The 14,548-nt window shown below is 54.6% G+C and carries 13 protein-coding genes; 7 read left to right on the top strand and 6 right to left on the bottom strand.

The genetic code is table 11. The annotated features are described in order from the left end of the window. Positions 1-78 precede the first annotated feature (78 nt). The 5 genes from SIB64_RS15785 (at position 79) to SIB64_RS15765 (ending at position 6,222) form a co-directional block, all read left to right on the top strand. Complete coding sequence (locus SIB64_RS15785; protein ID WP_413441130.1) at positions 79-1,383, top strand: GTP-binding protein; 1,305 nt, start codon at positions 79-81, stop codon at positions 1,381-1,383. Beyond that, positions 1,384-1,965 (top strand): nicotinate-nucleotide adenylyltransferase, encoded by a 582-nt coding sequence (locus SIB64_RS15780; RefSeq protein WP_413441129.1) that lies wholly within the window; start codon positions 1,384-1,386, stop codon positions 1,963-1,965. It begins immediately after the preceding gene. After that, positions 1,965-3,641 carry an NAD+ synthase gene (locus SIB64_RS15775; RefSeq protein ID WP_413441128.1) on the top strand — a complete coding sequence of 559 codons (1,677 nt, stop codon included), beginning with the start codon at positions 1,965-1,967 and terminating at the stop codon, positions 3,639-3,641. Before SIB64_RS15780 ends, SIB64_RS15775 begins: the two co-directional genes overlap by 1 nt. Before the next feature lie 66 nt (positions 3,642-3,707). Further along, a complete protein-coding gene (ald, locus tag SIB64_RS15770; RefSeq protein WP_413441127.1) occupies positions 3,708-4,847 on the top strand; it encodes an alanine dehydrogenase in 1,140 nt (379 codons plus the stop codon). A 709-nt stretch (positions 4,848-5,556) separates the two neighbouring features. Continuing rightward, positions 5,557-6,222, top strand: coding sequence for a putative 2OG-Fe(II) oxygenase (locus tag SIB64_RS15765; protein ID WP_413441126.1), 666 nt, complete (start codon positions 5,557-5,559; stop codon positions 6,220-6,222). Positions 6,223-6,250: 28 nt separating this feature from the next. Here SIB64_RS15765 and SIB64_RS15760 read toward each other — a convergent pair whose 3' ends face one another. The 4 genes from SIB64_RS15760 to SIB64_RS15745 all read right to left on the bottom strand — a co-directional run bounded on the left by SIB64_RS15760 (position 6,251) and on the right by SIB64_RS15745 (position 8,275). After that, positions 6,251-6,559, bottom strand: coding sequence for a YchJ family metal-binding protein (locus SIB64_RS15760; RefSeq protein WP_413441125.1), 309 nt, complete (start codon positions 6,557-6,559; stop codon positions 6,251-6,253). A 122-nt stretch (positions 6,560-6,681) separates the two neighbouring features. Beyond that, a complete protein-coding gene (locus tag SIB64_RS15755; RefSeq protein WP_413443074.1) occupies positions 6,682-7,710 on the bottom strand; it encodes a DUF3326 domain-containing protein in 1,029 nt (342 codons plus the stop codon). A 38-nt stretch (positions 7,711-7,748) separates the two neighbouring features. Then, a complete protein-coding gene (locus SIB64_RS15750) occupies positions 7,749-7,937 on the bottom strand; it encodes a hypothetical protein (RefSeq protein WP_413441124.1) in 189 nt (62 codons plus the stop codon). Beyond that, on the bottom strand, positions 7,934-8,275 hold the full coding sequence (locus SIB64_RS15745) for a 2Fe-2S iron-sulfur cluster-binding protein (RefSeq protein WP_413441122.1): 342 nt from the start codon (positions 8,273-8,275) through the stop codon (positions 7,934-7,936). Before SIB64_RS15745 ends, SIB64_RS15750 begins: the two co-directional genes overlap by 4 nt. Before the next feature lie 51 nt (positions 8,276-8,326). Between SIB64_RS15745 and SIB64_RS15740 the strand changes: the two genes are divergently transcribed. Both SIB64_RS15740 and SIB64_RS15735 read left to right on the top strand, forming a co-directional pair. Next, positions 8,327-9,439: a hypothetical protein gene (locus SIB64_RS15740; protein ID WP_413441120.1), complete on the top strand. Its 1,113-nt coding sequence runs from the start codon at positions 8,327-8,329 to the stop codon at positions 9,437-9,439. A 357-nt stretch (positions 9,440-9,796) separates the two neighbouring features. Beyond that, a complete protein-coding gene (locus SIB64_RS15735; protein ID WP_413441118.1) occupies positions 9,797-11,965 on the top strand; it encodes a hypothetical protein in 2,169 nt (722 codons plus the stop codon). Between the two features lie 82 nt (positions 11,966-12,047). Here the strand turns inward: SIB64_RS15735 and SIB64_RS15730 are convergent, their stop codons facing one another. After that, the gene (locus SIB64_RS15730; RefSeq protein ID WP_413441116.1) at positions 12,048-12,998 is read right to left on the bottom strand and encodes a F0F1 ATP synthase subunit gamma; all 951 of its coding nucleotides are present in this window, start codon (positions 12,996-12,998) and stop codon (positions 12,048-12,050) included. Between the two features lie 13 nt (positions 12,999-13,011). Next, the gene (gene atpA, locus SIB64_RS15725; protein ID WP_413441114.1) at positions 13,012-14,532 is read right to left on the bottom strand and encodes a F0F1 ATP synthase subunit alpha; all 1,521 of its coding nucleotides are present in this window, start codon (positions 14,530-14,532) and stop codon (positions 13,012-13,014) included. Between the last annotated feature and the right edge of the window lie 16 nt (positions 14,533-14,548).

The following is a 14,548-nucleotide window of genomic DNA, read 5'->3' as shown; positions in this document are numbered from 1 at the left end:
GTCCGGGCTTGCGTCTGAGAAAAAAAGTGCGTTGAGAGTCCCGTTAAACAAGGGGTTGTTGTTGTCTGCTCAGTCGGAATGACGGCAGAGTTTTCCCCCCCCAGCTCTGAACCCAGCAGTGTGGAACGTTGCCGGCTGCTGCTTCAGCAATGGAGAACGGGGCTGACCCTGAGCGTGCGCGAACAAGCCCTTCTCAAAGGTGAGCTGAATCTCCTTGATCGTCAGCTGCGGCGGTTGAAGGAACGAACCCTGCGAATCGCCGTGTTTGGTCGGGTGGGAGTCGGTAAATCCAGCCTGATCAACGCTCTGATCGGAACCAATCTGCTAGTGACCGATGTGGCCCATGGCTGCACGCGCCGGCAGCAGTCGGTGACGTGGCCGGTCGTGGTTTCCGGTCTGAACAGGATTGAGCTGGTGGATACCCCCGGCATCGATGAAATCAACGCTGCCGGGCGGGCCAGGCTTGCTGCCCGGGTGGCCCAGGCTGCCGATCTGGTGCTACTGGTGATCGACAGCGACCTCAGCCGCACTGACCAGGATGCGTTGGAAACGCTGCTCGCGACGGGCAAACCTCTGCAGCTGGTGCTCAACCGGTGCGACCGCTGGCCCGACGCTGATCATCCGGCTCTTCTGAACAGCATCCGCTCCCGACTGCCCATGCCACTTCCCCTCACGGCAGTGGCAGCAGCCCCAAGGGTGCCCATGCTCTGCAGAGACGGTCGCGTTCATAGCACCACGGCCAAGCCACGAATTCAGGCTCTCAAGCATGCACTCCTACCGCAGCTGGAGCAGGAGGGAGAACTGCTACTGGCGTTGCAAAGCCTGCGCCAGGCTGACCACTTCCAGAGTTCGTGCCTGCAACTTCGTCTGCAACAGCAACGCCGTCGCGCTCAGGGGCTCATCGGCCGTTACGCGGCTGTCAAAGCCACTGGAGTTGCGGTCAATCCCGTGTTGGCACTAGATCTTGCTGGAGGCATGGCCTGCGATACAGCCCTGGTCCTGCAATTGAGTCGTCTGTATGGGATCAGCATGACCCCTTCAGCGGCTCGGCAGTTCCTGACGAGGTTGTCCAGCCACAACGCCCTGCTTGGCGCCGTCCAGCTCGGGCTGAGTGGGATCAAGCAACTGCTTCTGGCCCTGGTTCCCATGAGTGCTGGCAGCAGCCTCGCCCCGGTAGCACCTGTGGCCCTCGCCCAGGCAGCACTCGCCATTCACGCCAGCCGCCTTACGGGACGGCTTGTTGCCAGACAACTGCTGCGCCATAGAGGAGGGCAACCGGGAGCGCTGCTGCAGCGTTTGGCCAAGCGTGATCCGGTGGTGCAGCAATGGTTGAAGCGTTGGCCACAACGCAGACGCGGGACGTTGCAACCGCTGCTGCCTTAGATGAGCGGATCGCATATCGCCCTGCTCGGCACAAGTGCCGACCCACCGACGCGGGGGCACCAGGCTCTCTTGGAGGGACTCCTCAACCACTACGAGCGTGTGGTCACCTGGGCAAGCGACAACCCGATGAAACAGCACGGTGCCTCTCTGGATCTGCGCTGCACGATGCTGAGGACCTTGGTTGACCAGATCAATCACGTTCGACTGAACCTGGTTCAGGATCTCAGCAGCCCCCATACGATCACCACCCTGAAACGTGCGGCTCAGCTCTGGCCGAACCAAAGACTGGTGTTCGTCGTTGGCAGTGACCTGGCAGAGCAGATTCCGCGCTGGAAGCAGACGGAGCTGTGGCTGCCCCACTGTCGGCTGGCCATCGCGCCTCGCTATGGCTGGGCTCTCAACGCCACTGCGCTGAATCAACTGAAAAGCCTTGGGGCCAGGGTCGATGTGCTGGACCTGGAGCTTCCTGCTGCGGCGAGTTCCAAGTTGAGGCTCAAACCCGATCCAACGCAAGTGCCGGAGAGCATCTGGCCGCTGCTTCTCCAGCACAATCTGTACGGCCTCTCTCCCAGCCGCTGCTGATGCGTATCGCCCTCGCTCAGCTCAACCCTGTGGTGGGGGATCTGCGCGGCAATGCCGAACGGATTCTTGCCGCAGCACAACAGGCGGAGGCCGATAAGGCTGAGCTGCTGCTCACTCCGGAACTCTCCCTATGGGGCTATCCGCCCCGGGATCTGCTGCTGCAGCCGAGCCGAATCGCGCTGCAACAGCACGTGCTGGAGGATCTCGCCTCAAGGCTCGGTGTTTCCATCCAAGTGCTCGTGGGAGTGGTGCTGCCCGCTGACGACAGCCGCGCCCCTGCCCTTCACAACGGCATCGCCCTCGTGAGCAGGCAAGGCTGGAAGGCTGTGGCCCGCAAACAACTCCTTCCCAGTTACGACGTCTTTGATGAACGGCGATACTTCCGCCCGGGGTGCGGTCCAAGCCTGCTTCGTTTGTCTGGAGGTCAGACGCTGGGTCTGACCATTTGTGAAGATCTCTGGGTCGACGATGACCTGCAGAGAGAGCGGTTGGCCGGCCCGGATCCGATTGATCAGCTGATCCCGGAACAGCCTGATCTGGTCATCAACCTCGCGGCGTCCCCTTTTGATGCTGATAAGCCGGCGTTGCGGAGGCAGCTGGCTGCCGCCGCCGCACAACGACTCCATTGCCCCCTGATTTATTTGAATCAGGTCGGAGGTAATGACGAATTGGTGTTCGACGGCGCCAGCTTCGTGGTGTCCGCCGATGGGGAGCTGCAACTTGAACTCCCCCCCTGCCAGGAATCGCAGATGGTATGGGAGAGCAGTGCTGGCACCCTCTCGCCAAAGTCGGCGCGCGTGAATCGTCTTGAGGCTCTGTTTCGGGCCCTCGTTCTCGGTGTTCGTGATTACGCCGGGAAATGTGGATTCACGAAAGCCCTGCTCGGGCTCAGTGGAGGAATCGACTCAGCCCTGGTAGCGGTCATCGCTGCTGGAGCACTCGGCTCAGACCAGGTGAGCGCTCTGCTGATGCCATCCCCCTGGAGCTCCCGCGGGTCGATCGACGATGCCCTGGCCCTGGCTCAACGGCTGAGGGTCACAACCCGTACCGTGCCGATCGATGGGTTGATGGACAGCTACGACCTGGCCCTGAGTCCTGCCCTCGGCGAAATCCCTACAGGGATTACTGCTGAAAACCTCCAGTCGCGCATTCGCGGCACTCTGCTCATGGCCGTTGCCAACCACCAGGGGCAGTTGCTACTCACCACAGGCAATAAATCAGAGCTGGCGGTTGGTTACTGCACTCTTTATGGGGATATGAACGGGGGATTGGCCGTGATCGGCGATCTCTACAAAACAACCGTGTTCGCTCTCTGCGCATGGTTGGACAGTGACGAAGCCTTCTCCTGTCGACAGGAGCTCGGCTTGCCCGGCAACGGAGAGCTGGTGGGGCAGGCGATCCGCCACAAGCCTCCCAGTGCTGAACTGCGTCCTGATCAGAAAGACAGTGATTCCCTGCCGGACTATGGCGAGCTTGATTGCATTCTTAAGCGGTTGATCGAAGGCCGGCAGAGCGGATTAACTCTGATCGCCGACGGACATGACCCCGCGCTGGTTCAACGGGTGGAAACACTGGTGCAGCGGTCGGAATTCAAGCGGCGCCAGGCAGCACCGTTGCTCAAGGTCAGCCCTCAGGCCTTCGGCACCGGCTGGAGACGCCCGATTGCATCAGCGTGATCTTTCTGGCGGTAACGGCGACCCGGCGCCAGATTGAAGAGATCATCAGGTGAGGGTCGAAGCCCCATGGCAGCCTCCGTCCTCACGGCCCCGATGGCCAGTATCGGTGTGCCAAGGGAAATCAAAGCCGACGAGCAAAGGGTTGCCCTGACACCCGATGCCACGCGTGAACTCGCAAGCCAGGGATTGGAAATTCGGATCGAAAGCGGAGCAGGTGCCGGTGCGGGCATTGGCGATGACGCGTTCGCCGCGGCAGGGGCCCAAGTGGTCAGCCGGGAGGAAGCCTGGGCCGCTCATCTCGTGGTGAAGGTGAAGGAACCACAGCCGGGCGAGTTCGGCTTCCTGCGGGACGACATGGTGCTGTTCACCTATCTGCACCTGGCGGCTTACCCACACGTGGGTGAAGCCCTTCTTGCCGCAGGCACCACGGGAATTGCTTACGAAACAGTGCAGCTCGAGAGCGGCAGCCTCCCTCTGCTGGCGCCGATGAGCGAAATCGCAGGCCGCCTTGCGGCCCAGGTGGGTGCCCACCTGCTTGAACGCCCCCACGGCGGGCGTGGCGTTTTGATCGGGGGATGCACGGGTGTCCGACCAGCGCGCGTGGTGGTGCTCGGTGCCGGCACAGTGGGCTGGAACGCCGCGCGGTTGGCAGCAGCGATGGATGCGGAGGTGATGCTGCTGGATCGCTCACCGGAGCGACTGCGCAGCCTGGAGGACGCTCGGCGCGGTCGGTTGATGAGCGTTGTTAGCAGCAGAGGCCTGCTCGAGCGGCTCGTACCCAGCGCAGACCTGCTGATTGGTGCTGTTCTGACCCCGGGAGGCAGGGCGCCCACCCTCGTGGATGAGGCCATGGTGCAGCAGATGAAACCAGGTTCGGTGATCGTCGACGTGGCGATTGACCAGGGCGGCTGCGTCGCCACCAGCCGTGAAACCACCCATACCGATCCAACCGTAACGATCGACGGTGTGCAGCATTATGCGGTCGGCAACATGCCCGGAGCCGTGCCGTTCACCTCCACCGAAGCGCTGGTGAGTGTGACCCTGCCGTACATCCTCGGCATCGCCGGCCGCGGCCTCGAAGAAGCGGTGACGGAACGACCGGAACTGCTCTCAGGACTCAACACAGTCCAAGGAGCCGTGTGCCACCCAGGCGTTGCCAAGGCTCTCGATGTACCACCACGCCACCCGATGGCCTGCTTGCGTTGAAAACGTGGCCGGTGGGGCTCGGGTGCACCTTTAAGGCAATCAAGACACAATTCTCGTGTCACCGATAGCCACTGAGTTTGAAGCAAGCTTTTAGTGAAGCGTTGATTCTCAATGCTTGATTGCTAAGGATTTTCCGCTGCAGAAAGAATGATGGCACAAGCATCAAATGTTCAGGTTCTTCAATCGCAGTGGGAGGTGATTGATGTGCAAAAACCTCCAGAACAAACAATAATTACTGTGATTGCCAATTCCAGCAGTCGTTAAACAAGACGTTCCTCGCATCCTTTGAAATATGGCAGCCATTGAGATATGGCAGCTATTGAGGCCATTCCTTTGAGATTGACCTCTTTGCTGCTGGCAGACGAGCCTGGGGCCATGTTCCGATAGCGCTGACCTTGGCGATCAAAGCGAGCCAAGCCAAACATCTCATCTGCTCCTGAGCGATCAACTGAATGCCGAAGACAAAAGCTCATGTGGTGAGTAAACTGGCTCGAACAATCACGGCAAATCAACATGAATGACCCAAGGGAAACTGAGGAGCTCAGTCAAGATCAATTGTCTGACGTCCAAGGTGCAGCGGCGTACGGTGGCTCCGCTTGTCCTGCGGTCTCGAACAAGCGAATCAAGCCTGGCAAGCTCTCAAGCGAGGAGCCGAAGCTCGAAATCAAGCGCAGGGGAATAAAGCCTGAATAATTAGTGTTACTGGGTAGTGGAATTAAAGCGAGATGCCAATCTTCGGGTAGACAAACTGCGAATCTGCCCGCAGGAGTTTTACAAATTTGACGCGCCAGAAAATTTGCTAACTGATGTTTTATCAGCTTTAAAAACTGTCGACATTTCTCAGTCGCAACAAAGAACCGGTGGGCAAGATCCAGGATTTTTCTTTGATCTCAACCGCTATCCCTTGAAGGCCCATTCCCCCTTTTTGGAGCTGCACGGCTGGCTGCATCAATGCCTTGCTGTGACGAGGGACAATATTTCGTGGAGTTCAAAGTTTTTTCAGCAACTCGAGATCACTCAAAGCTGGATCAATATTTCTCATCAAGGTAACGACCATGCGATGCATACGCACCCTCTATCAATTTTGTCGGGCATCCTTTCCCTGGCTGGTCATGTCGAAACTAATTTTTACGTCGAATCGATTTACTCACTGCCACCCTTGTTGTGCCCCGATGCGATGGACTCGGACCTGCTGATCAAGCAAACCCTGAGTCTTGATTCAGGGGTGTTAGTTATCTTTCCATCAGTGCTCAAGCATGATGTTTCGGTTCACTCTAGTAGCAAGAAAAGAATTACATTGTCATTTAATTCATTTTTCTCTGGCACGATTGGAGACCCGTCAATGCTGTCAGCAATCAACCTAAATCTTCAGTAATCAAAACCCAACACGTGGTTCCAATCGATCACGTGGGTTCAAGGATCAATGGCTTGATGTAGAGCCAATCTCCTTCTAAGTGGTTGCCGCGGCGTTGAAATAGAGAGGTCTCTCGTAGGTTGCCATCGCTGTGGCAAGCCTCAAATTGCACTATCCCTTCGCAATCATTCAACCCACCTCGTTCAGTTGCCAGGATCCTGAGCCCCGTCCAGCGGACCTGACGACAGGCGATCCGCAGAATTCGGCGGCGCTCCCCTGCAGGGATGCCCTCCTCAGGATGGGTGGCCATCAAAAAAACCACTTCTTCTTTGACGAATGCTGAATAACGGGAACGCATCAACTTTTCGGCTGTGCTTGGGCGTCGGTCACCCCGATGCAGAGGGCCGCAGCAGTTGCCATATATCCCCCCCCCACAAGGGCATGGGCTCTGATCTTGGTTTGAACCGAAACCACCTGGCATCAGGACAACCGCTGCAAGGCGGGCAACGGTCGTTCCAATGTTGTTGGACTCAAACCTTCACGCAGGGCCAGCAGCAGCCCAGCCGCCTCGGCATAACTTCGCGCATGCAGAACCCCATCCTGTAGTCCTAGGGCACGGGCGGTGACGGAATGCACCGAAGCGTTCTCCACTGCGATCAAAGGGATCCGTCGCTCCAGACACGCAAGCACCGCTTCACCCCCAAGGGCTCCTGCCGGAGCCACCACCGCACCAAGCTGGTCCGCGGTGATTGCCCCGACCTGCGGTTGGTCAGCCCCAAGCAAATCAGGAGCACGACTGAGACCTACCAGCACGCAGGCTAAAAATGTGTGCCCCAGTTCCTCACTTGCAGCAAGTGGATCAAGCTGGGGATCGAGGGGTAACGGATCAAGGGCAGGGGCATGGGCGCAAGGCATCCGCAGGTGACGCACCAGCAGATGACTGATCACTGCTTCTGCGCCGGCAAGGGCATCCACACCCTCGCCGTGTCGGTATGCCGTTAGATCATCGCTGTGGGGATCATCAGGAAATCTGGCGACAACAGCAATCGCCGTGGCGCCAAGGTCCCTTAAGCGCTCTCCGGCACGGAGCAGTGCATCCGGCCGCTCCAGTGTGCCCCAGCTGGCACCGCTCTCACCTTTCTCAAGGTGAACCCCCAGCGGTACATCAGTCGTTACCACGGGACCAATTTCAAGTCCGAGGGCTGCACGACAGGCATCAGCGACCTGAAGATGTCGCTGCAACAGCTCGGATTCGATATCAAGGTCCAGAAGCAATCCGATGCGTTGGAGGCGTATCGGCCGAAACGCCCACTCACCGGCTGCGAAACGATCGAGAGCGTATCCCTCGAGGTAGTGGATGCGGGGGTCGCTCCAATAGAGCGAGGCAGCGTTCATCACATTGGGATGGGTGATCAAGCACCCTGTGGCCGCTGCCAGGAGCCGAGCACTGGGTATTGCGTCCCCCGCGAAACCGCCGATTGCACAACCGATGCCGGTGGGCACCACCATCACGGTGGGCAAGGATGCGGCAGAGGCAACAACGGCACTCACGCGAGCAACACAGCCTCAACAACCACCTGGCGTTCGGATCCATCAGCGGGCTGCTCGACAGCGGTAATGGCCCAACGCAAGGGATCTGCCCGGATCTGAATCGTCTCGAGAACCCAGGATCTCAGGCCGGAGGCAGGGATGGTATCCGGCCATGGAATGACCAGTCGGCGAGCTTTGAGCCTCATTTTTGGTATTGACCAAACTGCGCTTCGTACAACGCATCTTCTTGACCAGCCTTCAGCGTTAGATCGGCTCGGGGGAAAGCGACACAGAGCAGTGCGTACCCCTTGTCCTGCAGATCAGCCTTGACTCCCATCGCATCGGGTTGATCCACCTCACCTTCCGAGATCACAGCCGCACAGGTGGTGCAAACCCCGGAACAACAGGAACTAGGAAGCATGACCCCAGCTGCTTCAGCCGCCTGGAGCACGCTCTGATCAGCCCGACAGCTAAAGCGGTGGGTTGCTCCCTCGAACTCTGCATGAACAGTGAACGTCGCCACGGTGCCGGAGCTTTCGGACATCAAGAACCAATCGCATCTCACGATTATTTTTCCAGAGAGCCCTGAGGCCTTGTGAGCCATCTGATTATCCACATCGGTGCAGGGAAATGCGGGTCAAGCAGCATCCAATGGATGCTCAAGAAAGCCGCACGGCGTCCCAACCGCCACAAACTCAGCTATCAACAACTTCAGCCACGCGTCATTCTCGGGCTTAACCAATCTGAACCTCAAGCCTTAGCAATCACGAAGCAGCAGCTTGAACGTAAAAAGCATACAGATTTCTTAGTCGTCAGCCATGAATTCCTCCAGGAGAAATACATCGCTGTTCGCAACATCTGTGACATTGCAGTTTCCCTCGGTTTTCATTCCGCTCAGATCGTTGGCTACACGCGTCGGCAAGACCAATGGCACCGTTCCAGTTTCAACCAATGGTCATTTCGGAACATAAATCAGCTTAAGCAAACTCACCATGTTTTTAAGTGCTTGAAGTGCGATTGGCAACTCTTCAGCGGCTATGAACGCTGGCTGATCGCGTGCTTGATCAAAAAACAGGGGCCTGACTGGAACGCCCACTATCAGCATCACAAAGCAGAAATCAGCGGTAGCTGCCTCCCAGCAACAATTAGCTCCAATCCAATCCCGAAAGAAGCTGACCCTGCTGAATTGCTTCACCATTTCAATCAAACCTGTGGTTTGAAGTTAAATAAAGCATTTATCAACCGCTGCAAACCAGTAAAAAACTCGTCCTTTTCAGAGTTCATTACTGAAACAGTCGCCGATTCGATTCTTCACGGCAAAAACGGTGCATTCCCGATGACCCCTCACAGCAACAATGAACTTCTCAGGCGTCTGAGTGCAAAACTGCCAAGATCAATTCCAGAAATTAATTCAATATTTACAACAAAGCTGGGGAAATCCTATCTTCACCTCTTCCAAAAAGCGAACCAAGAGTATTGCGCGCGCTTCCATCTTTCATTCAGAGAACATTTCGAGGTGCCTGGATCCGATGCCTTAAAGAATGAAGCTGAGATCACATCTTTAATTCAGGAGGAAAATTATCAGCGCTCCCTTAATATCAGAGATATCATGGCAGGTAAAGCTGAAATACATGCAGTCAGTATTGAGGCGCTGCTGAGCGAACTGATCGAGCAACGGCGACAAATCACTAAGGAGCCACGAAAATAAAACTGAGTCAACACATTTTTCCGTCAATCAAAAAGATACCAAAGTCATCGGGCTCAATTTAACCATTCTAATTGCAGCCATTCGCCTAGTCTGAAAATTTGATGAGACTTTCGCTCAAAGCCTAGCCTGCTCTTGTTCCTCTATTAGACCAAAATCTTCTTTTAAAAGAGTAGGGCCAAACATTTGTTGACAGATTGTGAAGAAGGGGCTATCGATAAATCCCCCGAGCGGGGGATGCGCTTCGCAGGCATAACAGCGAAGATAAATGTATGGTTATGGAGGCTCCATTCTCGATCACAGTGTTCAGCCGGCTTTGCTGGATTAAATCGACTAAAAAATCTTCATTGCTGCATTTCAATGGCGAACCAAAAGCAACCTCTCAACGACTTCCAGCTGACACTCAATAAAGATGCTGTCAAGCAGGGCCGATCATTTAAATCCATGCTCGAGTCATCGTCTGCCTATGCAGGTGATGATGTGTACTGGCGTTTGTCTGGAGAGGATATCTCGCAAGCAGATGTGGGAGGAGGAAAGCTGCAGGGACAAGCAACCCTCAAAAAGGACGGTTCGTACAGACATATTTTTGAAATTGCTCCTAATAACGATAAAACTAAAAATGCCTCGCTTCAAGTAAGTTATTTTTTAGACTCGAAATTTAAAACTGAACTTGCATCAGAATCGATTGAAGTTATTGCCAAATATATTGATCCTAGCAGTGAGTCAGGTAAGCCTTGGGCGTTTAATTCGGCTCGGATGCACGTCAAGGAAAATGTGGCTGTTCAATGCGTCATACAAAATGGTGAAATAGGGAAGAATTTCTTCTATAAATTGAGTGGTCAAGGGATTGATAAAAATGACTTTGATTTGTCCTATGCTCGCATGAGTGGAAAAGGAAAGATTGCTCCCAGTGGGTCTGCGCAAATTCCACTTATGGTGCGCGCGGATAACAAAACTGAGGGTCCTGAAGAAGTCACGGTTACCATTTATAAAGACAAATCATATAAAAAGAAGCTGAATTCTGTGTCAATACCTATTCATGATACTTCTATCGAAACACCGGAACAAGGTCCAACGAAATCGAAACAGCCTTCTGGAAACCAGCCAGTTTGGAGTGACAAGGACGACAAGGGAACGTGGTTCACACTATCGCCGAGCCGCACAGAAATAAAAGAAAACACATCAACTCGAACCAGGATTGATTCTAACAATAAAGGTGGGACTGTTTTGTACTATAAGGTTGGCGGAAAGGGGATCGATAAGAACGATTTTGATCTGGCCTATGCGAGGACGTCAGGTGAAGTTGTGATCAACAGTAATGGTGCAGCATTCATCCCGCATTTACTTCGCAATGATAATAAAACCGAGGGTGTTGAAGAGCTTGAGATTTCACTTTACCGCGACAAGAAATTTAAAAAGCAAGTTGCCTCTACAAAAGTACCGATTCTAGATACTTCAACTGAAACACCTGGTACAAGTCCAACAAAATCCCCTAATTCCAGTGGTAAACAGCAGCAGTGGGGTGGTGGAGTGCTGAGAGGGAGTTGGTTCACTCTCTCGCCAAGCCGAAGCGAATACCAGCGCGGAGAGCAGGTCTCGACGCGGATTGATTCTGATTCCCTGCCAGGAGAAATACTTGATTGGAAACTGAGTGGTCCAGGGATCAGTAGCAATGATCTCGATCAATCATCAGATGGTGGTGGATTGACAGGCAAAACTGAAATTGCCAAAAATGGATTTTCTTTGATTCAGCATGTCTTCAAATCGGATAACACCACTAATTCAAACACTGAAATCACCATCGACCTTTTCAGGAAAAATAGCAATGTGAAATTAGCGTCGACAACGTTCCCGTTAATTGCCACGCCAGCCGAGGCTCTTCCCAATAAGACCAGCATTGAGGAAGGGAAATCCATGAAATTCAAGGTGTTTACAAGGGGAGTTCCAGAGGGTGAAAATGTCTATTGGGATGTCACTGGGTTGAATATTACAGATGGCGATTTTGTAACTCCCCGTTCCGGAGTTACGACGCAAGACTTTACTCAAAAATTTCAAGTGACCTTCGAAGCGGCTAAAGATCTGCTCACCGAAGGAACGGAACTCTTCAAGCTGAATCTATACACCGATCCTGGACGAACCAATTTAATTGGTTCATCGGAAAATATTTCAATTCTGGATACATCGACAACGCCTCAGCAAACTTATAATCTGCTTTCAAGCGCAGAAACTGTGCAAGAGGGTAAGGGTTTTAAAATGAAGGTTAAAACTAAAAATATTGACCCTGGTCAAATCGTTTATTGGAAAGGATTTGGCCCGGCGGCAGATGCAAGGGTTGCCTATTTTGAAGATACTGGTCTCACCTATGGAACGGCATCGCTTGATCTTGAAGGGAAAGTTATTCTGCAGTTCAAGACCAATAAAAATAGTATGACGAGCAGTTCTGCCCTGTTTAATTTCGCGTTGTTTGAGACGTCGAATTACATTACCCCCATTAGCGAGACCGCAAGTATTGCTGTGCTTGCGAATTAAATTTCAAAGACCAGTCGATTGGCCACAAAAAAGCCGACTCGATAGGAGTCGGCTTTTGATATGGATTAAATAGAAATGTGGACTAGGTCATGGCTGCTGCACCACCAACCACTTCCAGGATCTCCTGCGTAATGGCGGCCTGCCTGGCCTTGTTGTAGTCCAGTGTCAGCGTTTTGGCGAGTGCCTTGGCGTTGTCACTGGCGTTGTTCATCGCTGTCATCCGACTTGCCAGTTCAGATGCTGCTGATTCCTGTAAAGAACGCAGCAGTTGATTCTGCAAGTACAGCGGCAACAACGAGTTCAGAAGTTGCTCAGGACTTTGCTCAAACACAATGTCTGAAGCCATCTTGGGCTCCGTACTTCCAGGGGCGGATCCTGGTTCAACTGTGAGACGACCATCTTTGGTTGTCAAACGGAAAATCTCATCTTCAGGATCTGCAATGTCCTGCGGATCGAGGGGAAGCAGCGTCTGAATGACCGGCTTGCAGCTCACCAGGTTGATGAACTTCGTGAAAATAATTTCCACACGGTCGGTCCCCTGAGCAACGAATTCTGACAACAGATCTGTGGCGATTGTGTTCGCTTCATCTGCAGTTGGAACCTGCTCGAGGCCAGTGAATTTGGCTTGGGTGGGGTAATTGCGATTGCCGAAATAAGAGGCAGCTTTCCTCCCGATCAACACCACTTTCACGTTGAGGCCTTTCGACTTCAGTTCAGCAAATCGCTGTTCAGTGCGCTTGAGGATGTTGGAGTTGTAGCCACCGCATAGGCCTCGATCACCGGTTACGGCAACCAAAGTGACGGTTTCAACGGCACGCTGCTCAAGCAGAGGAGCATCAGCATCCTCGAACTGCATGCGTGATTGCAGGTTTTCCAGGACCCGAGCCAACCGATCTGCAAAGGGACGGCTCCGCAGAACCTGCTCCTGAGCCCGGCGCACCTTGGCCGCTGCGACAAGTCGCATGGCCTCGGTGATTTTTCGGGTGTTCTTGACTGATTTGATCCGGTCGCGGATCTCCTTGAGATTTGCCATGTCGGCTCCTTCCTCAGCTGGCTGAGGCCACGAGCGTGGACACAACTTCACCGATGGCGTCCTTGAGAATCGCTTCTGCTTCAGGGCTCATCACCTTCTTCTCCTGAATTTCAGTGATGAATTCGGGCTTGTTGGACTTCAGGTATTCACGCAGTTCTCTGGAGAAATCAACAACGCTTTCAACAGGAACTTCATCAATGAGACCCTTTACGCCCGCATAAACGATCGCCACCTGTTCAGCGAGAATCAGGGGGCTGAATTGAGGCTGCTTGAGCAGTTCACGGAGCCGCTTGCCGCGACCCAGCTGCTGCTGGGTGGCCGCGTCGAGATCAGATGCGAACTGTGAGAACGCTGCCAGTTCATCAAACTGAGCGAGCTCGAGCTTGAGTGTGCCAGCGATTTTCTTGATCGCTTTGGTTTGGGCGGCACCACCGACTCTGCTCACCGAAACACCCACATTGATTGCAGGGCGAAGTCCGGAATTGAAGAGATCAGAGCTGAGGAAGATCTGACCATCCGTGATCGAAATCACGTTGGTTGGAATGTATGCGGAGACGTCACCGGCCTGGGTTTCGATGATTGGCAGTGCGGTCATCGAGCCTTTGCCCATGGCATCGGAGAGTTTCGCCGCGCGTTCGAGCAGACGGCTGTGGAGGTAGAAGACATCTCCGGGATAGGCCTCACGTCCGGGCGGACGACGGAGAAGCAGCGACATCTGGCGATAGGCAGCGGCCTGCTTGGACAGGTCGTCGTAAATCACCAGAGTTGCCTTGCCTTTGTACATGAAGTACTCGGCGATGGCGGCGCCTGTGTAAGGAGCCAGGTACTGAAGGGCAGCAGGCTCAGAGGCGTTGGCGGCGACCACAACGGTGTAATCAAGGGCGCCACGCTCTCGAAGCACTTCAACAACGTTGGCTACCGACGCAGCCTTCTGGCCTACGGCAACGTAGACGCAGATCATGTCCTGATCCCCTTGGTTGAGGATCGTGTCGAGCGCGATTGCGGTTTTGCCTGTCTGACGGTCACCGATGATCAGTTCGCGCTGACCACGGCCAACGGGGATCATGGCGTCAATCGCAGTGATCCCTGTTTGCATCGGCTCATGAACCGATTTGCGCTGGATGATTCCAGGCGCCATGGATTCGATCAGGCGCGTCTCGGTAGAAGCGATATCCCCTTTGCCATCAATCGGCTGACCGAGGGGGTTGACCACACGCCCAAGCGTGGCATCACCGACGGGCACAGAGGCGATCTTGCCTGTTGCTTTTACGGTGCTGCCCTCCTGGATTCCCAGGCCCTCACCCATCAGCACCGCACCGACGTTGTCGTCTTCAAGGTTGAGGGCGATCGCTTCGGTGCCGTCTTCGAATTCAAGGAGTTCACCAGCCATGGCCTCCTGAAGGCCATAGACGCGGGCGATGCCGTCGCCCACCTGCAGAACGGTGCCGACGTTGCTTACTGAGACTGACTTGTCGTAATCCTCAATCTGCTGTTTGAGGATGGCGCTGATCTCGTCGGGACGGATGGAAACCATGGCGTGTGATCCCAGC

The sequence above is a fragment of the Synechococcus sp. MIT S1220 genome, assembly GCF_047303025.1.
Taxonomy (GTDB): Bacteria; Cyanobacteriota; Cyanobacteriia; order PCC-6307; family Cyanobiaceae; genus Parasynechococcus.
This window is presented reverse-complemented; position numbering and strand designations above follow the sequence as displayed.

Excerpts from the sequence above, each read along its gene's own strand:
- SIB64_RS15785 (WP_413441130.1), top strand. The coding sequence starts at position 79 with ATGACGGCAGAGTTTTCCCCCCCCAGCTCTGAACCCAGCAGTGTGGAA.
- SIB64_RS15780 (WP_413441129.1), top strand. The coding sequence starts at position 1,384 with ATGAGCGGATCGCATATCGCCCTGCTCGGCACAAGTGCCGACCCACCG.
- SIB64_RS15775 (WP_413441128.1), top strand. The coding sequence starts at position 1,965 with ATGCGTATCGCCCTCGCTCAGCTCAACCCTGTGGTGGGGGATCTGCGC.
- ald (WP_413441127.1), top strand. The coding sequence starts at position 3,708 with ATGGCAGCCTCCGTCCTCACGGCCCCGATGGCCAGTATCGGTGTGCCA.
- SIB64_RS15760 (WP_413441125.1), bottom strand. The coding sequence starts at position 6,559 with ATGCGTTCCCGTTATTCAGCATTCGTCAAAGAAGAAGTGGTTTTTTTG.
- SIB64_RS15755 (WP_413443074.1), bottom strand. The coding sequence starts at position 7,710 with ATGGTGGTGCCCACCGGCATCGGTTGTGCAATCGGCGGTTTCGCGGGG.
- SIB64_RS15750 (WP_413441124.1), bottom strand. The coding sequence starts at position 7,937 with ATGAGGCTCAAAGCTCGCCGACTGGTCATTCCATGGCCGGATACCATC.
- SIB64_RS15745 (WP_413441122.1), bottom strand. The coding sequence starts at position 8,275 with ATGTCCGAAAGCTCCGGCACCGTGGCGACGTTCACTGTTCATGCAGAG.
- SIB64_RS15735 (WP_413441118.1), top strand. The coding sequence starts at position 9,797 with ATGGCGAACCAAAAGCAACCTCTCAACGACTTCCAGCTGACACTCAAT.
- SIB64_RS15730 (WP_413441116.1), bottom strand. The coding sequence starts at position 12,998 with ATGGCAAATCTCAAGGAGATCCGCGACCGGATCAAATCAGTCAAGAAC.
- atpA (WP_413441114.1), bottom strand. The coding sequence starts at position 14,532 with ATGGTTTCCATCCGTCCCGACGAGATCAGCGCCATCCTCAAACAGCAG.